Here is a 19,200-nt window from a genome sequence, read left to right as displayed (position 1 = left end):
ACGGACGGCATGAAACCATCCCATTCCTGCAGTAAACGAGACAACGGCTTTCAAGCAGCATTGAGCCGACAAGCTTGCCGTCCGTTCGCCTGATAATATCGTACCAGTCACCCTGCCTCTGACCTTCATTCACATCAACCCCCTTACTTTGCACTTTGCTATCTAAAAATACTTACTAACTTATGAGAGAAGTTCTCTTCGTAGGACAAAAATATCAAATGGCGTAAATTTCCTAATAGGTTCGCCGGCAGAAAAATAAATGTTTATCGCTGTTGCATTCAAACCATACATCAAATAACTGTATGAACAAACAGTATTCATACATTTTCAAAATATGCGACAGTTAAAGACAACCTTGCAGAACATTATACAACTAATTGAATTTACAGTGCTTTATTCCATACAGATGATAAGGAATACCTTTTTTTTAAAAAGTTAGCATACAGGGGTGCAGACTCGATTCTGAAGGAACATCCGATACTGACAAGGTGTGTCAGTTTGACCATTTATAATAGTGCGACGCTTATCAATTGCTCGAATTAATAGCCGCATTTAATCCATTGTGAGATGCAGAACGCCTAACGGAGCTCATTCGCACGATATAAAGCGTAAAGATAGTTAAAGATTTATGAATTCTGTGCCGATGATTTAACCATAGATGTAGACAAGCATCTAAGTTAAACCATCAAAAGCTAAACACACGAACATTAACTATAAGTAGTTGATTTTAAATACCATTCATGAGGTTCAAGTATGGGTTTTTGGGACAGTATCAAAAGTGCAGCATTAAAAGCAAAATGCGCTGTTGGAATTCATGGCGGGAATTTCCGGCCAATCGAGGGCGAAACTTGCAAATACTCAAAAGTTTGCCCCGACTGTCAGGAGACGATCAAGACGGAAAAACATCAACTTGGACAAGCCGAGTATAAATTCGAATACAAATGCGTAACAGTTAAGAAGTGCCTTAAATGCGGATTTGAAAAAGAGGGGGAGAGGCATGAAGGCTATGAAAACGTCGATGTTGACGACTACTGCAATGTTAAACAAAGTTGTACACGTTGCAGATCCGAGCGCATCCACGGAAAGCAACATTCATGGACATCGGCTGGTTCTACCGATACACATCACTTATACCAATGCGTGAAATGCGGTGCTAAATCAGAAGAGAAAAAGGTGAATTTCAAGTCACGTTAATCTTAAGGTTTCTAAGCGCCATTCACGATAGGTACCCCCTCAAATATAGAGGGGTGTTGAGCATCCAGTTATACTACCGGTTCGAAACAGCTCAATAATAATGATTATCACCAGATCCAAGGTGAATTTTGGCGGTACCTCATTTTCACACTGGGCCACCCGCTTTCCTTCGGATTTACCTTCACGATATTCCTAGCCAATGATAATCGTGTCACCCGGAGCTGTGTGATCATAATTGATTTGTCGCGCGCTTCCTAAAATTTCTTAGTGCGATGTTTACGGAACTTATGACTCACCTTCTTTTAGTTTTGTGTGGTATCGAGTAAGCCGTTTTGGTTCCTGGATTCGTGACGACGAATCCAGGCTGAATGTAACGGAGAAATATTTCCATATTCCCTTGGATTGCACTCTCTGGGATGGACATTCTTTCGATGTCGATCTTCCAACGCTTCAGCAGCGTCTTAGCTTTTTTTTCTGTTAATGGAATATTGCGTTCCTTAGCGACAGCGATTAGCTGCTCAACCGTTGGAAGCTTTATGTGGGCTGGGTTTGTCATTTCGGATTTGATAACCTTCTATAGAGGGCTATGATTTTATCACAGCCCTTATCCTATGTTTTGTTTTTGGATCACAGCAACTTGATCGCTGGATATCATCGCCTTTGCAAATCCATGAGCTACCTCCACAAGCTCTTTATTATTCAGTGAATCGTTCATTTTGATGCTCCCCGATGCGTATAGCGTTCCAGATCAAAGTCGATAACTGCGCGTTCGTCGCGGAAGATGCCGCACCGTCCGTGGCGGATTAGTGAGCCCTGTTTTATGGCAACCCGGATGTATTTCTCGGCGGTGGTGCGATGCAGCCCGAACATCTCCACGATGTCTTTGGTCGTCGCGTGGCCATACTTTTTCACCATCTCGATGATCCATGCGATAAACAGCGCGCGTTCCTGATGGGACTTAGGCCTTGCTATTTTCGACCTCCGCGTTTACGAGGTGCTTATGGCGGCCAACAATGCGAACGGCGTCGCGCAATCTCTCCAGGTTCGCCAGCTTGCTCTTCGTGCGCCGAATTTCGCGGGAGATAACCCGGACCGTCGGAATGGTCACGGATGCGTAGCACCCTTCGGTGAACGAAGGGATCTCACTGACAATCTGCACAACGTCCTTCGGTTGAACCGTCTCGACCACTTCAGGTAATGCAATTTCTGCTGGCGCAGCTGGTTCTTCAGCGGTTACCGTTGTCGCCGCCGGTAGTGACCAGGTGACGCCTTTGCCCTGCCCGTTCTTCACCACGATGCCCTGGCGCTCCAGCGCACGCATTGCTGAGGTCATCCCGCGACCGTTACGGTTCACCACTGCCGCCAGCGATACGGTATCCATGGCGCCGTTCTTCGCCAGGAGTTGCTTAATCACCGCCGGGTCTACGGGCTCTGGCGCTTCGCCATGCAGTGCAGGCTTTGCCGGTGGCACGCAAGCAACGCGTTTCGCATCCCTTGCGGAACCAAGGAACCAGCCGCCATCGGAGAAATCACAAAGACCCTGATCGCGCTGTTCACGCAGCATGTTCAGTGCTTCGACAGGCTCAATATCCAGACGAGCGGCCAATTCGCGGTATGTCGCCCGGCCCATTTTTTCCAGTGCTTGGATTACGGTTTCCATAGTTTTCCCCTTAGAAATTATTTAACCGGACGCAGGTGCGACACGTTTTTGCGGTAGCTTTCCCAGTCGAAATTGACCCAGATACCACCGTCCATCTGTAAACGATCCATGACGCGCGCGCCCAGAGTGGTCACCAGTTCGCCATGATTCAGGTTGGTCAGGATGCCGACAGGGCGCATTGAGGAGAGTCTGCGGTCGATTACCTGGTTGATGATGACCTTCTCGCCGCTAGAGCCACGCTGGATGCCAACTTCGTCAAGCACCAGGAGATCGACGTTGCACAGGTCGTTCAGCAGTGACGATTCGGACAGCCCCTCGTCGTAGCACTCGCGTACGCGGAGCATTAGATCAGGGATGGTCACCACCAGAACGGAATGGCCAGCCGCCAGCAGGTGGTTACCGATCGCCGCTGCCAGATGGTTTTTCCCGGTACCCGGTGCGCCGCTGAAGACGAAGCTTGCGAAGCTGCCGCCGCCGAAGTTCTGCGCGTAGCTTTTCGCCATGCTGTAGGCCGAGCGCTGCTCTGGACCAGTGACTTCATAGTTCGCAAATGAGCAGCTGCGGTGCAGAGCCTGTATGCCGGCTCGACCGAAAATCTTTTCAGACCTAGCCCGCTGGTTTTGCTTCTCGATTTGCAGGCAGTGTTTACGGCCCTCTTCCTGCTGCCATGCCTGCCATTCGGCGACGCTGCTGAATTTCGGCTGTACGCTGGCCGGGATAATTTTCTTCAGGCGCTCAAGAGCGGTACCAGTACCGATGACATTTTTCATTCTGCACCTCTGAAGCCTGTAGGGATCTTGCTGTCAGGACGTGAGATCCGATTCACGTCCCGGACTTCCTTGCGGCTGCTGAGACCGAATTTCGGTTTGAACAGGCCCTGATATCCGTTGGCTATGCTCGCGTTGATGACGGCTACCGGGTCGTGGCCTTCGTCCAGGCACTCTTTCAGCAAGTTGAATGCCTTGGTCACGGTCATCTCAGTTTTGATTGGCTTCCCAGCCTGGCGGCGATAAGCGACCCACTCGCTCCATGATTCGGCATTTAGCCATTCAGGAACCTGGATACTCAGCGGATCAAACTTCACCTTCCCCTTTGGGGGATTAGAGGGGGTTAGATCTGTATTTATATTTGTCTTTGGAAGAATGTCTTTGGTGTTCCCTGTTTTCGGGGATACCTTTCCCTGTTTTCGGGGATAACCATCCCCGTTTTCAGGGATGGTTTGAGGGGTATTTTTGCTATCCCCGTTTTCAGGGATAGCTGTCCCTGTTTTCGGGGATAACCATCCCCGTTTCTGGGGATTGCAAAGACTAACTTCAGGAAGCGAGATAACCCATGTGACAGCATCAGCAGCAGGGAAAATCACTGGGCATCTTGTACAATTCGGCTTTGTGTAAGCCCATTTATCCAGGTTGGTATTAATCCCGATGTATCTGGTTTGCCCAATGCGGCGAAGGATAATGATGTTCCTGTACGCGAGGCTCAGCACCGCTTCAGAAACGTGCTTTACCTTCAGCGTTGTTTTGTCCGCGAGGAGGCTGTTGGCGATTCTGTCCGACTTTTTGGACCAGCCATACGTCAGACGAACGATAGCGTTTAGAACGCGGAATTCGCGACCTGATAGTTCGACGATACACAGAGCATCCTGGATCTGGTTGGCTAAACGCAAATAGCCGTTCTCCAGCTCGGCCATGCGACCCTCCGGCTTCCCCTGTTGCGTGGGGAATTTGAATATTTCAGCGGTATTTGACATACTGTTCTCCGCAATTACACACAGTTTTTGCACCTGAAAGCCGTTGGTGTTGCTGCACCGCGGCTTTCGCCTTTTTAGAACTCGTCATAGCGACCCTCCCAGCATCGTCGTCACCATCGCCATTAGCGGCGCCACAGAGTCAGGGCCATCCAGATAAAACTTCGCCACAATGCTTTCGCTGATCTCCTTCAGGCGCTCGTGTTTAGGAGCTCCAAGAGCCACAACCTGGATTGACTCAGCATCTTCCTTAACCGATCTGGCTATACGTGCTGAAGTACAATCGTTTTTAACCACGCGATCCCTATAGGCCAGCGGCAAAACAGAAATAATCACCGGAGCCAGCTGTTCGACGTTTGCCCGATAAGCAGGCGATTTTTCATGGTTGTCTAGCCACCGGAATAACTTCACGTTCCATACGTCCGCGTTCCCGCTCATGTCGACGCAGGTCAACGCCGCTTCTTCTGCAGCCTCCTTGATTATCATTGCCACCGCAACGCGTCCCTCAGCCGCCGCCCAGGCGCGAACAGCAGAGCAAATGGCACGATGATCAATTAGCCGACTTTCGGGCTCACTCAGTTGATACTGAAATTTCAGGCGCTCCGATGACGCTCTGTTATTCTGTTGAAAAGAAAGTGTTTGCATTGTTAATGCTCCTACTTTGGTAAACCGTCAGTTGGATTTGGGTAGAGATCTGGGCGCAGTTCGTGAGGAGTTACGCCAGTGGCCGCGTAGATTTGAAGGACCCGATCAGCAGGCACTACTCCCTGATAGCGGTTTTTCCAGCGACTAACTGACATTGGTTTGATGCCCAGCATGGTTGCGAGATTTGTTGCAGTACCAGCGGACTTAATGGCTTTTGTTAACCCGTTCATTGTTGTCTCCGAATTGAATACAATCAAATTAAGCCTGAGACTTAATTTATTGTCAAGCCTGAGGCGAATTTCCAAGTTTAAGCAAAAGGCTTATTCTTTTAACCATGAAAGAGAAAAACGTACTTAATCCGACACTTGTCGAACGCCTTTCAGAGCTGAACGGGCGCGGCATGACTAAATCCGATATGGCTAGGGTTGCTGGGGTGACCCCGCAGTCTGTGAACGGCTGGTTCAAGAAAGGTGTGATCAGTAAGAAATCGGCCTTAGCGGTTGCTGACGCAGCTGGGGTTTCGGTGCCATGGTTACTCGGTGAGGACGTTGGTGAGAAGGATGGATTGAAGCCGGACGAACAGCGCGTGCTGGAGCTCTATCGCCAGCTACCGGAAGAAGAGCAACAGAACATGCTCCGCATCTTCGCGATTCGCCTCAAAGAGCTGGACGAACTGTATGAAAAGTACATGAAAGGTCGGATTAAAACATAAACACTAACCATCTGTTTGTATTGATAAAAACCTTACCCCGCGTTCTAGGTTTTTAAAATCCTTATTTATAATAATTATTTCACACAAGCGTTTAAGAGGGCATTATGATTGAAGAAAAATATATCAACGAATCCAAAAATTACCTCAGCGAATCAGCAAACTCATGGTACGTGATAGGGACTAATGTCGGGCCAGAGCAATTTTGCTCTATCACTTTTGTTAAATACGTTGCGAAGGTTCATAAAAACGAATTTAATCAAATGTCTAGCATGTCAGATTTAAATGCTGAAGCGATTGCAACAATATCGCTTTCGGAATATCAAGCGAGAGAATTGGCTCAAACTATCGTCCAACAACTTGATGCTCTTCATAAAAAAGCGTAAACGATATGCCGGGACAAAGTATGAGCCACGGTGCAAGTGGTAATCTTGCTGAAGTAATACCTATTACTTCGAAACTTAGGAACATCCCTAAAGATCAAGTCAAACAGGTTTATCAACCAAAAAGAGACTTAAATGATGTTAAAATCATTATTGAAGAAGAATCAAACCAAACTGATAGAAGTGAGGTAGACTTACACCATGAGCGTCATGGAATACATGGGAAAAGTGGTCAAGTAGTCTCTAACACAGGTCCGCTTGGCAAAGAACTTTTGCAGGTAGAGAATGAAATTATGTCAGTAACAAGGGAAGAGCTTGATGCTAAGCTTGATAAAAACAAGGCCGAATTTGAAGCTATCGCAGCCAAAATGCAGCGCGACATGGCTGAATGGCGCGAGCATCAAAACTTTCAAATTTCCCAGCTAAACAATTCAATTTCAGCATTATCAGCTAAAATTGATGGAAAGCTGGATAGCGTTGATGGTGACATTAAAGCGATAAATGGAAATTTCAGCGGCCTCCAAGGTCAGATGACAGGAATCAACACTGCGATTAGCGGCATACAATCAGGTATCTCAACTCGATTAGCTATTTTTGGCACAATTATAGCGTTAATCGTGGCTATTCCTGGGGTGATTTCGTCAGTCAATAGTTTTAAGCCTGCGCAACCAACGTCAAGTTCTCAACCAATTGTCATTCAAGTACCTCAGCCTCCAATCTCTTCGGCACCTGCACAACCCCCTAAATCTAACCATCACTAACCCGGCTATGCCGGGTTTATGAAACTCCTTTTCTCACCAGTTCCGCAGCCTAAACAAAGATTTCATCCTCAACACCATCGCCCTTCTGCCTTCCCAACCTCACCAGTTCGTCAATAATGCTCGTCCGGTTAATGGGCTTTTGAGCTGATACCAGGCCAATCACTGCCGCGCCGATAGCCAAGCCAACCAACCCAGTATGTTCGTCTTTGTTCCTCATCGTTCCGCTCGGTTATGCCCTCAGAAAGATTAGCACTGCCAGTATCGATCTCAAACTGAGCGTGTTTAGCGACAAACTGGCACTAAACAGAGTGAGTTTGCGCTCTATTTCTACATCAAACATCACGATTAAGCCTCAAACTTACAAATTAACTTCACCCCAGACTTGACACAATTTAAGCCGCAGACTTAATATAATCCCACCAAGACGCACCACGTACCACCCAGGCATGGAGCCCACGAAGTAGCCGCCGACGACATACGAATAGTCGGATGAGGTGGAGTGATTAACGCGCATCAGGTTAAAGAAACGTTCCGCCAGCCTGGCGACAAGGGCAAACAAGAGGGAATCATCATGGTTCATCAGCACTATGGCACCCAGACGGTCAACCGCGGCGCAGTTCTGCCCGGCATGCTCGTCAAACACAAAGAATCAACCTGGACCGCATCTGCTAATGCACGTGGTCGCCTGTATCTTCACCGTGGCGTAGAACGCACCTACACCAAGGAGTTGTTGGTTGAGGTCTATTTAAACGGCGTGGGGAATGGCCTGAGCCATTAACGGAGGGGATCATGCAAGAGAAGAAATGCGCCTACTGCCGCAAACCGGTCGAGCAAGGGAAGGAAGTTAAAAACGAATTGCTCTTCATCAGCGGCGCCCAGCTGGCGCGCGAACAACGTAACTACTGCTCTGTACGTTGCGCTTCATACGACCAGATGGCTCACGAAGCATAACGTAAAAGCCGCGCAAGGCGGCCTGTACGTCCGGTGACACCGACCAAAGTTACACCGGAAAACTACCTAACCCAAAAACACACCCAATGGGCGCTATCTCTGGCCCGGGGATCTTACATCCAAAAATGAGGATCTGATATGGAATTTTTCCATCTGCTTAAAGCCAGTCAGAAGTCTGGAAAGAAAGATGCGGTGATTTGGTTCACTGCGAAAACTGCAGCGCGCGCAAACCTGCAGCTGGATGTCGCGCTTGAAGACGCCGAAATTGAAACCGGCCGTGGTAAAGATTACGCCAAGCCGATCCGTACCGACATGCCTGTTATTAACGACCTGCCGGAAGAAGGCGTGATTGATTACACCTGGTGCCAGCGCTACGCCCTGGATGAAGACGGCCGCACCTGGAATGTGATCCCGGGCGCCGCATCTCAGAGCGAAACCACTATCGCCCCCGACAGCGCCACCAGCGATGAGAATCAGCTGGACGCGGCTGTAACTGCCCCTGATACAGCAAATGTGGGCACCACCTCCCTACTTGAAAATCGCACCCCGGCTGTCCGCTTCGCCGTCCATCTGTTGGGTGATAAGTATCTTTCGGAGATTAGCCAGGAGCAGCAGATCGTTGCCACCGAACTGGCGAACGATGAGGGTAATGCTTACTTCCAAATCCTGATGCAGGCCAAAAATGATGTTGCTGATATTGGCGATCTCAGCCTGCATGCCGAGTGGAAACTGGTTCAGGCCGTCAAAGACGTTTTCTCTCAGGGAAAAGAACACGAACCCGCAATGCTGGCCACCTTCATGTCTGGGTGGATTAAGGCCGATGATCGCAATCAGCTGGTTGAGGACTGGAAGAATGGCAAATCCTCTCTGCTCAAAGCAAGTGTTGAAACTGATGTTTCTGACAACAATGCGTTAGTCGAGCAAGGTCTGGTGATCGATGAGCATGACGATGAAGATACTCGCTATCCCGTTGTGCAGATGCCCTTCCGCAAACAGCTGCTCGCCCAGTTCACTGCTGACGAACTGCGCCACCACGTAACTCGTGAGGAGTTCGCAGCTCTCGGCGTGCTGGAAATGGATACTGATAACCCCTACGTCCAGAACCTTCTCCTGGCCGCAGAGAGCTGCCCGGAATTAAAAAGCTACGATACTAAAGACCTGTGGCGCTACACCGATGCCATTCGCAAGGTATTCAGCCAGGATAAGCGTCACGAGCTAGCTCTGGTACTCCGTTTCACCAGAATATGGGCTGCAACTGATTACATCAACCGCGGTATCCTGGCGCGCGAATGGGCTGCCGGCAACCGTATCAGTGATGTGCAGCGCACTGACACAGGCACCAATGCAGACGGCGGTTTTATCACCGACCGCGGTGAAGGTGCCCATCACACCCTGGATACTCTGGATCTGGAAATCGCCTGTGCCTTACTTCCGATGGACTTTAACCACCTCGAAATCCCGGGCAGCATTCACCGCCGCGCCAAAGATATTGTCGCCAGCAAAGAGCAGCCCTGGAAGTCCTGGAGTGCGATCCTTCGCAATCAGCCTGGCATTCTGTCGGTAAACCGTGCAGCCATCTTCAACCTAGTACGCATCGCACCGGAGAACATCCACCTGACGCCTGTTGCTCACCTGGAGTTTATTACCCAGACGATGACGGCTGAATTCAATGCTGCAACTGAGTTGGTGACTGTGCCTGCGCCAGCTGCTAAGTCCGGGGAGGCAGAGCAGCCGGTCGGTGGCGGAAAGACGGATCGCAACCCTAACTACAAACACGATTTTGACGGTCTCGATACAGAGATTGCGTTAGCAACCCTTTCAACTCACTTCAATATTTACGACATCCCAAGTGAAGAGTTCCGCCAGGCGAAAGCTATAGTCGCAGCAAATTACAGTCCGTTTAAAGAATGGTCTGAAGCTCTGCGCGCAACGCCAGGCATTCTGGATTATTCCCGCGCTGCAATTTTTGCACTGATCCGTAGCGCTTTTAGTGGGATTCATTTCGAACCTAAGCACATTCGCGGACACATCCACGCCAACCTGACCGAAACCGACCATGAGCATCCTACAGCGGAAATGCTAGCGGCGGCACGCCACACCCCAGAAGTAAGCTGGGAAAGTGAAGTCAATCAGAAATTGGCTGCCGAGCAACACGTATTGCCAAAATGGGTAGAAGCAGGTGAGCAAAAACTCGCTGATAAAGATGAAGCAGAAACGCAGAACCTTCCTAAGTGGGCAGGCTCCACCGCCAGCCAGCCGCAGGTCGCGAACCTCGGCGGCGGCGTGTTCTCTATCGATGGCCTGATGGGTGGAAAAACTGACCCGGTCATCAATACCACCTCAAACTCAGTCGAAAAAACGGAAACAGTAACGGAGACCACCAGCGATGTGCAGATGGAAGAGACTCACCCGCAGGAAGGAGAAGCTGGTGACGCGTTACCACCAGGCGAAAGCGCTGATGCAGCTGATCCGCAAACAGATGCCCTGAATTCGTCCGAAGTTCTGGCCGCCGCAGCGCCGAGCCAGGCTAACCAAGAACAGGCCGATGTGAACCAAAACGCGGAAAATGCGCATCAAGATGACGATTCTGCGCATCAAAACACACCAAAAGTGAATCAGAACGAGCCAAAAGCGCATCAGGCCGAACCAGTAGCCGAATACCCGGCTTACTTCGAACCGGGTCGCTATGAAGGTCTGCCGAATAACGTCTACCACGCAGCAAACGGGATCAGCAGCACCCAGGTGAAAGATGCCCGTGTCAGCCTGATGTACTTCAACGCGCGTCACGTCGCTAAGACCATCCCGCGTGAAGGTTCCAAAGTGCTGGATATGGGTAACCTGGTGCATGCGCTGGCGCTGCAGCCGGAAAACCTCTATGAAGATTTCAGCGTTGAGCCGGTGATTCCGGAGGGGGCATTTACAACCGCGGCGACTCTGCGCGAGTTCATTGACGCGCACAACGCCACCCTGCCTGCGCTGCTAAGCGTAGACGATATCAAAGCGCTGCTTGAAGAGCACAACGCCACCCTGCCGGTGCCGGTGCCGCTGGGCGCCTGCATGGAAGAAACCGCGCAGAGTTACATGTCGCTACCGGAAGAATACCAGCGTGTTGAAGTCGTTAAGAGACAGACAGCGACGGCGATGAAAGTCTGCATCAAAGAGTACAACGCTACCCTGCCTTCGCCGGTGAAAACCAGTGGCAGCCGTGACGCGCTCCTCGAGCAGCTGGCGATCATCAATCCTGACCTGGTGGCGCAGGAAGTACAGAAACCGGCACCGCTGAAAGTGTCCAGCACCAAAGCGGAAATGATCCAGGCGGTGAAGTCCGTTAAGCCGGATGCGGTATTCGCTGACGAACTGCTGGATGCGTGGCGCGAGAATCCGGGTGAAAAGATTCTGGTTACCCAGCAGCAGATGCAAACGGCGCTGGCTATTCAGAAAGCACTGCACGAGCACCCGACCGCCGGCAAGCTGCTGCTGCACCCTGATCGCGCTGTTGAGACGAGCTATTTCGGTATCGATGAGGAGACCGGGCTGGAAATCCGCGTGCGTCCGGATCTGGAAATCGACATCGACGCCGTACGCATCGGTGCCGACCTGAAAACCATCAGCATGTGGAATGTGAAGCAGTCCGGCCTGCGGGCCCGTCTGCACCGCGAAATCATCGACCGCGATTATCACCTCAGCGCGGCCATGTATATGAACACCGCGGCGCTGGATCAATTCTTCTGGATTTTCGTTAACAAAGACGAGGGTTATCACTGGATCGCCATCGTTGAGGCCAGCGAAGAACTGATTGAGCTGGGCATGCTCGAGTATCGCCAGACGATGAACCGCATCGCTAACGCTTTCGACACTGGCGTGTGGCCAGCGCCGATCACCGAAGACTACACCGACGAACTGAACGACTTCGACCTGCGCCGCCTTGAAGCGCTGCGCACTCAGGCATAAGGGGAATGACGATGGAAAACACAAATATCGTAAGCGCTGAACAGCAGACTCCAAACACGATCTCAGCCAGCAATGCCATTTTCAATGTGCAGGCATTAACCCAGCTTCAGGCTGTCGCCGGATTGATGGCGCAAGCAGCCGTAACGGTGCCTGAGCACCTCCGCGGCAATCCTGCCGACTGCATGGCTATCATCATGCAGGCGATGCAGTGGGGTATGAACCCTTACGCAGTCGCGCAGAAAACGCACTTGGTCAACGGCGTGCTGGGCTACGAAGCGCAGTTGGTAAACGCGGTGATCTCCAGCTCCAACGCCATCGTTGGTCGCTTTCACTATGAGTACGAAGGTGACTGGTCGAAATGCGCCAGCAGCCGCGAGGAGATCGTTAAGAAGCCAGCGAAAGGCGGTGGTACGTACGACAAAAAAGAAATGGTACGCGGCTGGACCAGTGCTGACGAACAGGGCCTGTCGGTTCGTGTGGGGGCAGTCATTCGCGGCGAAAGCGAGATCACCTGGGGCGAACCGGTGTTCCTTTCCAGCGTGATTACACGCAACTCACCGCTCTGGGTATCGAACCCGAAACAGCAGATCGCATATCTGGCCCTCAAATACTGGGCGCGACTGTATTGCCCTGCAGTTGTTCTGGGTGTGTATACCCCGGATGAAGTTGAGGCACGCACCGAGAAGGAAATTAACCCGGCCCCCGCCCAGCGCGTGAGCCTGGCTGATATCAAAGGTGACACCGTAACAACCACGCGCAGCGCGCAGGAATCAGCGGCAAACATTAACGGCCTGGCTGATGAATTCCGGGATCGCATTGAGGCAGCACAGGACGTAGATAACGCCAAAGCACTCCGCGCTGACATCGAAACCGCAAAGGTGACGCTGGGCACAGCCCTGTACACAGAGCTCAAAAACAAAGCGGTGAAACGCTATTACCTAGTGGATGCGCGCAACAAGGTTGAGGCGGCGATCAACTCCCTGCCGCAGCCCGGCGAACCGGATGGTGCCGAGCGCTTCGAGGAAGCCGAACGCGTGCTGGCGTCGGCAAAACGTCACCTGGGCGACGAACTGCACGATCAGTTCAGCATCACCCTGGCAGATATGAAACCGGAATACGTGGCCTAAGGGAGGCGGGAGGGTTCGCCCTCCCGGTAATGACATGACGAAAGTTACAGAACGCGGAATGATTTTTAACGGCGAGATGGTGCGGGCGATCCTGGAAGACCGGAAGACGCAGACCCGGCGGATCATCCAGTCTGCTGCCAAAAATATGCAGGCGCGCGGTCACGAAGTAATCACTCACCGTGCACCTGGCGACAAGTGGTATGGAGACCACGTTTATTCCATGCGGGATCGTAGCGGTGTATGGCAGGACTTCACCAACGAGGAGTTTTTGGCTAAATGTCCGTTCGGCCAGACAGGCGATCGCATCTGGGTTCGGGAAACGTTCAGTGCGGTGCCTGATCATGATGAACCAGTTGGCTGTTCAGCTCTTCTTTATGCAGCCGACGGCGACGGACCATACGGTAAATGGACACCTTCAATCCACATGCCGCGCTGGGCCAGCCGTATTCTGCTGGAGATCACCGATGTGCGGATAGAGCGGCTAAATAGCATCAGCGAAGAGGATGCAAAAGTTGAAGGCGCGCCGACTGAATGCTGCGTTATTGGTGATAAGCATTTTCTTGGCTTTCGTAGCCTATGGAAAAGCATCTACGGCGACGACAGTTGGCAGGCCAACCCGTGGGTCTGGGTGATCGAGTTTAAGCGTATCGAAGGAGATGACCATGCGACTGATTAACCGCAGCACACAGTCACCGCTGGCGCGAAAGGCCTGCGAAATCGCCCTGGCGGCCCACGCAGAAAGTTACGGCGATTACGGTCGCAGCAAAATGAAAGAGACGTATACGGTGAGGGTTGAAGGCGTGAAGGTCTGGGTGGAGGTGGTGAACCGAAAGGCGAGCTATGTGGCCACAGCGATGACCGGCATGCGGCGCTTGCGGTCTTTACCCGGGCAGATCGCCTGATATTGAAATATCACCCTACTGGGCTTTGATGGCTCATATTAATCAAACTGGAGGTTTTAATGGGACAGCTCGTTAGCCTGGAGGACTGGGCATCCGGTCCGAACGGCTTTAAGCAACCACCATCCAGAGCGTCGCTGCACAGGATTGCAAAAACTGGACAAACAATCCCCAGGGCGCTGAAACAAGGCCGGCGGTGGGTTATCGATGAAGAAGCCAAATTTGTTGGTTTACTCGCATCGCCAGCCATACCACCACGCCTACCGAAAGCGGTGAATACGCTTATGGAGCGAGTAATTAATGGCAGCCAGACCACGTAATCACAGGGTTGATATCCCAAACCTCTACTGCAAACTGGATAAGCGCAACAGTAAAACCTACTGGCAATACCGACACCCTTTAACCGGTCAATTTGTCGGTTTCGGTACCGATCAGGAGGCGGCCAGATTGGCCGCTACTGAGTTAAACAGGCTACTGGCGCAGCAGGAAGCTGCCCAGTCGTTCGCCCTGATAGATATGGTCAGCCATAAAAAGGTTAACTCAAAAAAATCGATAAGGATGCGTTTATGGATCGAGAGGTATTTGAAACTTCAAGAGGAACGACTCAGCAATAAAGAGATAAAAATTAATACGCTCAAATCCAGAAGATCCTGCACCAAAGTGCTGGCTGAAAGAATGCCAGACATTGGCATTCAGGAGGTCACAACGAAAATGTTGGCGGCTATTACTGACGAATATAAATCCAGAGGAAAAGCGCGCATGGCGCAAACGCTCAGAAGTGTCTGGATTGATTTGTTCAAAGAAGCTCAGCACGCTGGTGAAGTCGAGCCCGGTTATAACCCTGCGTTGGCCACAAGAAAAGTCGTTGTTCGGGTAAGTCGGTCTCGACTGAACCTTGAGATGTGGAAAGCGATATTTGAAGCAGCCGGCAATTTGGCGCCCTATGTTCAAAACTCCATGCTCCTGGCAATTGTGACCGGGCAACGTCGCGGTGATATAGCCAAAATGAAGTTCTCTGACGTATGGGACGGTCATCTCCACGTTGAACAGCAAAAGACGGGGATGAAACTGGCTATACCCCTCACTTTACGCTGCGAGATGTTGGATATCACTCTGGCACAGGTAATCAAGCGATGTAGGGATCGGGTCGTAAGCCCCTGGCTTCTTCATCATGTGACATCAAGCGGAAATGTGAAGGCAGGTGATCAGGTTGGCGAGAACAGCCTTAGTGTCTCCTTCAAGGTCGCGATCGATAGCACTGACATTTCTGTGGAGGGCGGAAAAACTATGCCAACATTTCACGAACAGCGCTCTCTATCGGAGCGTCTGTATGAGGAGCAAGGCATCAATACTCAGCAGCTCCTGGGTCACTCATCAGACAGGATGACAGCGCAGTATCATAACGATCGCGGTCTCGACTGGGTGAAAGTGAAGGTGTAGCTACGCGAATAATTGGGCCGCATACCCCCGAAAACTTCTCAGAATTAAAGGATTCATTTTGGGGAGGATTTTTGGAGGAGTTTTGGGGAAGAAATTTAGACAAATAAACCGGGCATTCCGCCCGGTTTTGTTTCCAGCCTGGAAAAGTCCTTATGAACTTAATCCGCGATTTACCAGCATCGGCTCAATCTTAGGATCGTGCCCACGCCACACGCGATAAAGTTCCGCTAAATCAGTGCTATTCCCACGGGATAAAATCGCCTCGCGGAATTGCTGCCCGTTCTCGCGGTTTAATCCGCCCTGCTCCACAAACCACTGGTAGCCGTCGTCGGCCAGCATTTGCGTCCAAAGATAGGCGTAATAACCCGCCGCGTAACCGCCGCCGAAAATATGGGCAAAATAGCTGCTACGATAGCGTGGCGGTATGGCCGGGAGATTGAGTTGCTCTTTCTCGAGGGCTGCGGCTTCGAAGGAGTCGACATCCTGCGGTGCTTTATCGGCGCTGATACTGTGCCAGTTCATATCCAGCAGCGCGGCACTCAGCAGTTCAGTCATGTCATAGCCTTTATTAAACTGGGTGGCGCTGAGCATTTTCTCACGCAGCGCGTCCGGCATTGGCTCTCCGGTCTCGAAATGACGAGCGTAGTGGGCAAAAACCAGCGGATGGCTGGCCCAGTGTTCGTTGATCTGCGAAGGGAATTCCACGAAATCGCGCGGTGTATTGGTCCCTGAAAGCGTGGCGTAACGCTGGCTGGCAAAAAGCCCATGCATTGTATGGCCAAATTCATGGAACAGGGTGATGACATCGTCCCAGGAGATCAGCGCAGGCTGGCCATTGGCCGGTTTCTGGTAGTTACAGACGTTGTAGATTACCGGCCGCGTGGCGAACTCATGAGATTGCTCGACGAAGTTGCCCATCCACGCACCTCCGCCTTTCGAATCACGGGCAAAGAAATCGCCATAGAATAGCGCCAGCCCGTCATCGTTATCATCGAAGATCTCCCAGACGCGGACATCCGGGTGATAAACCGGGATATCGCTACGCTCAACAAAGCGAATACCAAAGAGCTGGCTTGCCGCCCAAAAAACGCCGTCGGTGAGCACCGTATTGAGTTCAAAGAAAGGTTTGACCTGACTCTCATCCAGAGCATATTTCGCCAGCCGCACGCGCTCGGCATAGAGAGACCAGTCCCAGGCCTGAGCCGTAAAGCCGCCTTGCTCAGCGTCAATCACATGCTGAATGTCCGCCAGCTCTTTTAGCGCGCGTCCTCGCGCCGCCGGGACAATGCCGCGCATAAACTCCAGCGCCGCCTGCGGCGTTTGCGCCATCTGGTCGGCCAGCTTCCAGTTGGCAAAACTCTCGAAGTTGAGCAGTTCAGCCTGCCGGGCACGCAGCGCGGCCAGGCGACAGACGATGGCGCGGGTATCGTTTTGGTCGCCCTTCTGCGTGCGCAGCCAACTGGCCTGAAAAAGATTTTCACGGGTTTGCCTGTCACGAAGCTGTTGCAACGCGGGCTGCTGGGTGGTGTTAAGCAGCGGAATCAACCAGCGATCCTGGAGCCCCTTTTCCTCTGCGGCCTGCGCGGCGGCGGCTACCTCTGCGGGGCTGAGGCCTTCCAGCTGATGGTGATAATCGAGCACCAGCCCACCCGCTTTATCCGCAGCCAGAAGCCGCTGATTGAACTGGCTGGTCAGCGTCGCCGACTCGGTATTTAACGCTTTTAGCTCTTTCTTACCCGAAGCATCCAGCCGCGCGCCGGCCAGAATAAAACGCTGATAAAGCTCTTCAGTCAGGCGCAGGGATTCAGCATCCGGGGCCTGGTCATGCCGCTGGTTATAGACAGCTTCAACGCGGGTAAAAAAGGCATCGTTAAGCCAGATATCATTAGAGAGCGCCGCCAGTTCGGTTGAAACCGCCTCCTCCAGCGCCTGCAGAGAGTCGTTGGTATGTGCTGAAGTCATGGCGAAAAAAACACTACTGACGCGCGACAGCAGCGCCCCGCTCTTTTCCAGCGCTAAAATCGTGTTGTCAAAATCAGGCGGCAGGCGCTGGCTAATGATGGCGTCAATCTCTTCACGCTTCTGGCGGATCGCTTCGTCAAAGGCCGGACGATAATCGTCGTCGTTGATACGGTCAAAAGGCGGGGCCTGGTAAGGTAACGCGCTGATTTCAAAAAAAGGATTGTGCTGCGACATGACGAACTCCTGAATAGGGTGAATCTCACCAGAGTAGGCCAGCGCGCCACTCCCTGCAATCCTGGTATCCTGTTAATAATTGCAGGTATAATCGTGGAAAATGTTTAACGGGTTCAGAGAAGACGATGACAAAACTCACCTTACAAGAGCAAATGCTCAAAGCTGGCCTGGTCACCAGCAAGAAAATGGCCAAAGTCCAGAGAACCGCTAAGAAGTCGCGCGTTCAGGCCCGTGAGGCGCGTGAAGCCGTAGAAGAGAATAAAAAGGCGCAGCAAGAGCGGGATAAGCAGCTGAGCGAACAGCAGAAGCAGGCAGTGCTCTCTAAAGAGTTCAAAGCACAGGTGAAGCAGCTCATTGAAATGAACCGCATTCCCCTCTCTAAAGGCAATATTACCTTTAACTTTACCGACAATAACGTCATTAAAAAGCTGGAAGTGGATAAGACCACCCAGGCCCAGTTGATTAACGGACGTCTCGCCATTGCGCGTCTGGCCGTTGATAACAAACCGGAAGGCGAATACGCCATCATCCCGGCGAGCGTTGCCGAGAAAATTGCCCAGCGTGATGCCGGCAGTATTGTGTTACACAGTGCGCTGAGTCAGGAGGAGCAAGATCAGGACGATCCTTACGCCGATTTCAAGATCCCTGATGACCTGATGTGGTAAACCGCGTCAAAACGGGCTGGCATGATGTATATCTATCACCGCATGGCTGACCGGATGGACAAAATGCAGCTCGCTGGCATGCAGCATCAACCGCGACGTCTGTTCCGTGCCCGGCTGCAGACGCCCGCCGTAGAGATCGCAGCCTAATATCGGGTGGCCCAGGTGCTGGCAATGAATGCGCAGTTGATGGGTTCGTCCGGTCTCGGTGGTAAGTGCCACCCGGCTTACTGGCAGACCGTCGCGATAAAAACGCTCCAGAGTCCGATAGCGAGAGCGTGCTGGCTTACCCTTGATAGCGCAAATCGACATCAACGGAAACAACGCAGGATCTCTAGCAATGGGCGCATCAATTACCCCTTCATCATGGCGGAGGTGGCCACAGAGCAGCGCGCTGTAGCCTTTTTTTACGCTGCGCTGGCTGAACTGCTGGCAAAGCGCCGCGTTAATGGGTTTAGTGCGAGCAACCACCATCAGCCCGGATGTGCCAAAATCGAGACGATGCACCAGCGCGCATCCGGGGAATCGCTGGACCAGGCGGTAATGCACCGAATCAAGATTCTGCGGGTTTTTACCCGACAGACTGAGCAAGCCGGCAGGTTTGTTGATCAGCACCAGGTGTTCGTCCTCATAGAGGATCTCTATTTCGTCATGGCACGGTGGTGCAATAAAGGTATCAACAATGGTAGACATCAGGTCGCCCGCTGTAAGAAAGGGGGCGAATAATATCCCATTATTTACCGCTACGCGAATTGCCACGCTGCAGAATGAATGTTACGCGCCCGCTCTGCCGATGAAAGGCAAGCGCCCTCGCCCCCTTAACTGGCGGCGCGGAAGAATGACCTCTTTTTTCTTTTCTGATTACGCAAAGCAAG

The 19,200-nt window shown here is 51.8% G+C and carries 20 protein-coding genes and 1 pseudogene; 13 read left to right on the top strand and 8 right to left on the bottom strand.

The genetic code is table 11. The features are described from left to right. Window positions 1–753: 753 nt before the first annotated feature. Window positions 754–1,194: a hypothetical protein gene (locus WFN75_RS06005; protein WP_336995786.1), complete on the top strand. Its 441-nt coding sequence runs from the start codon at window positions 754–756 to the stop codon at window positions 1,192–1,194. Between the two features lie 732 nt (window positions 1,195–1,926). On the opposite strand, the pseudogene WFN75_RS06000 reads toward WFN75_RS06005, so the two are convergent. From WFN75_RS06000 to WFN75_RS05975, 6 genes and pseudogenes are all read right to left on the bottom strand, one after another. After that, a pseudogene (locus tag WFN75_RS06000) lies at window positions 1,927–2,166 on the bottom strand (DUF977 family protein); the annotation flags it as partial. Next, window positions 2,153–2,854, bottom strand: coding sequence for a DUF1627 domain-containing protein (locus tag WFN75_RS05995; protein ID WP_336995785.1), 702 nt, complete (start codon window positions 2,852–2,854; stop codon window positions 2,153–2,155). The gene WFN75_RS05995 and the pseudogene WFN75_RS06000, both read right to left, overlap by 14 nt. A gap of 17 nt (window positions 2,855–2,871) precedes the next feature. Further along, window positions 2,872–3,624 (bottom strand): ATP-binding protein, encoded by a 753-nt coding sequence (locus WFN75_RS05990; RefSeq protein ID WP_336995784.1) that lies wholly within the window; start codon window positions 3,622–3,624, stop codon window positions 2,872–2,874. Continuing rightward, window positions 3,621–4,604: a replication protein gene (locus WFN75_RS05985; protein ID WP_336995783.1), complete on the bottom strand. Its 984-nt coding sequence runs from the start codon at window positions 4,602–4,604 to the stop codon at window positions 3,621–3,623. The genes WFN75_RS05990 and WFN75_RS05985 overlap by 4 nt, the downstream gene beginning before the upstream one ends. Before the next feature lie 84 nt (window positions 4,605–4,688). Further along, window positions 4,689–5,246: a toxin YdaT family protein gene (locus WFN75_RS05980; protein ID WP_336995782.1), complete on the bottom strand. Its 558-nt coding sequence runs from the start codon at window positions 5,244–5,246 to the stop codon at window positions 4,689–4,691. Between the two features lie 11 nt (window positions 5,247–5,257). Continuing rightward, on the bottom strand, window positions 5,258–5,476 hold the full coding sequence (locus WFN75_RS05975) for a transcriptional regulator (RefSeq protein WP_021543299.1): 219 nt from the start codon (window positions 5,474–5,476) through the stop codon (window positions 5,258–5,260). Window positions 5,477–5,580: 104 nt separating this feature from the next. On the opposite strand from WFN75_RS05975, the gene WFN75_RS05970 reads away from it, so the two are divergent. From WFN75_RS05970 to WFN75_RS05920, 11 genes are all read left to right on the top strand, one after another. Further along, window positions 5,581–5,958: a helix-turn-helix domain-containing protein gene (locus WFN75_RS05970; protein ID WP_336995781.1), complete on the top strand. Its 378-nt coding sequence runs from the start codon at window positions 5,581–5,583 to the stop codon at window positions 5,956–5,958. 104 nt (window positions 5,959–6,062) lie between these two features. Continuing rightward, on the top strand, window positions 6,063–6,341 hold the full coding sequence (locus tag WFN75_RS05965) for a hypothetical protein (protein ID WP_336995780.1): 279 nt from the start codon (window positions 6,063–6,065) through the stop codon (window positions 6,339–6,341). Window positions 6,342–6,361: 20 nt separating this feature from the next. After that, the gene (locus WFN75_RS05960) at window positions 6,362–7,099 is read left to right on the top strand and encodes a hypothetical protein (protein ID WP_336995779.1); all 738 of its coding nucleotides are present in this window, start codon (window positions 6,362–6,364) and stop codon (window positions 7,097–7,099) included. 571 nt (window positions 7,100–7,670) lie between these two features. Then, a complete protein-coding gene (locus tag WFN75_RS05955; protein WP_336996225.1) occupies window positions 7,671–7,877 on the top strand; it encodes a cell division inhibitor protein in 207 nt (68 codons plus the stop codon). A gap of 11 nt (window positions 7,878–7,888) precedes the next feature. Continuing rightward, window positions 7,889–8,050 (top strand): YdaE family protein, encoded by a 162-nt coding sequence (locus WFN75_RS05950; protein WP_336995778.1) that lies wholly within the window; start codon window positions 7,889–7,891, stop codon window positions 8,048–8,050. 138 nt (window positions 8,051–8,188) lie between these two features. Beyond that, on the top strand, window positions 8,189–12,001 hold the full coding sequence (locus tag WFN75_RS05945; protein WP_336995777.1) for a RecE family exodeoxyribonuclease: 3,813 nt from the start codon (window positions 8,189–8,191) through the stop codon (window positions 11,999–12,001). An 11-nt stretch (window positions 12,002–12,012) separates the two neighbouring features. Continuing rightward, window positions 12,013–13,128 (top strand): RecT family recombinase, encoded by a 1,116-nt coding sequence (locus tag WFN75_RS05940; protein ID WP_336995776.1) that lies wholly within the window; start codon window positions 12,013–12,015, stop codon window positions 13,126–13,128. Between the two features lie 34 nt (window positions 13,129–13,162). Beyond that, complete coding sequence (locus tag WFN75_RS05935; RefSeq protein WP_336995775.1) at window positions 13,163–13,804, top strand: hypothetical protein; 642 nt, start codon at window positions 13,163–13,165, stop codon at window positions 13,802–13,804. Continuing rightward, window positions 13,791–14,030: a DUF4060 family protein gene (locus tag WFN75_RS05930; protein ID WP_336995774.1), complete on the top strand. Its 240-nt coding sequence runs from the start codon at window positions 13,791–13,793 to the stop codon at window positions 14,028–14,030. Before WFN75_RS05935 ends, WFN75_RS05930 begins: the two co-directional genes overlap by 14 nt. A gap of 59 nt (window positions 14,031–14,089) precedes the next feature. Beyond that, entirely contained in the window at window positions 14,090–14,347 is a 258-nt protein-coding gene (locus WFN75_RS05925) for an excisionase (protein ID WP_212478057.1), read from the top strand. Further along, window positions 14,328–15,467 (top strand): phage integrase Arm DNA-binding domain-containing protein, encoded by a 1,140-nt coding sequence (locus WFN75_RS05920; RefSeq protein ID WP_336995773.1) that lies wholly within the window; start codon window positions 14,328–14,330, stop codon window positions 15,465–15,467. Before WFN75_RS05925 ends, WFN75_RS05920 begins: the two co-directional genes overlap by 20 nt. A 150-nt stretch (window positions 15,468–15,617) precedes the next feature. Here the strand turns inward: WFN75_RS05920 and dcp are convergent, their stop codons facing one another. Next, a complete protein-coding gene (gene dcp / locus WFN75_RS05915; protein ID WP_336995772.1) occupies window positions 15,618–17,663 on the bottom strand; it encodes a peptidyl-dipeptidase Dcp in 2,046 nt (681 codons plus the stop codon). Between the two features lie 125 nt (window positions 17,664–17,788). Between dcp and WFN75_RS05910 the strand changes: the two genes are divergently transcribed. Further along, window positions 17,789–18,328, top strand: a complete 540-nt coding sequence (locus tag WFN75_RS05910) for a DUF2058 domain-containing protein (protein ID WP_040075776.1) — start codon at window positions 17,789–17,791, stop codon at window positions 18,326–18,328. Between the two features lie 6 nt (window positions 18,329–18,334). Here WFN75_RS05910 and WFN75_RS05905 read toward each other — a convergent pair whose 3' ends face one another. Beyond that, complete coding sequence (locus WFN75_RS05905; protein ID WP_336995771.1) at window positions 18,335–19,018, bottom strand: RluA family pseudouridine synthase; 684 nt, start codon at window positions 19,016–19,018, stop codon at window positions 18,335–18,337. Window positions 19,019–19,200 lie beyond the last annotated feature (182 nt).

The sequence above is a fragment of the Leclercia sp. UBA7405 genome, from assembly GCF_037152215.1.
In the GTDB taxonomy this organism is placed as follows: Bacteria; Pseudomonadota; Gammaproteobacteria; order Enterobacterales; family Enterobacteriaceae; genus Enterobacter; species Enterobacter pneumoniae.
Note: the sequence above shows the minus strand (reverse complement) of the source record. Positions and strands in the feature narration are given on the sequence as shown.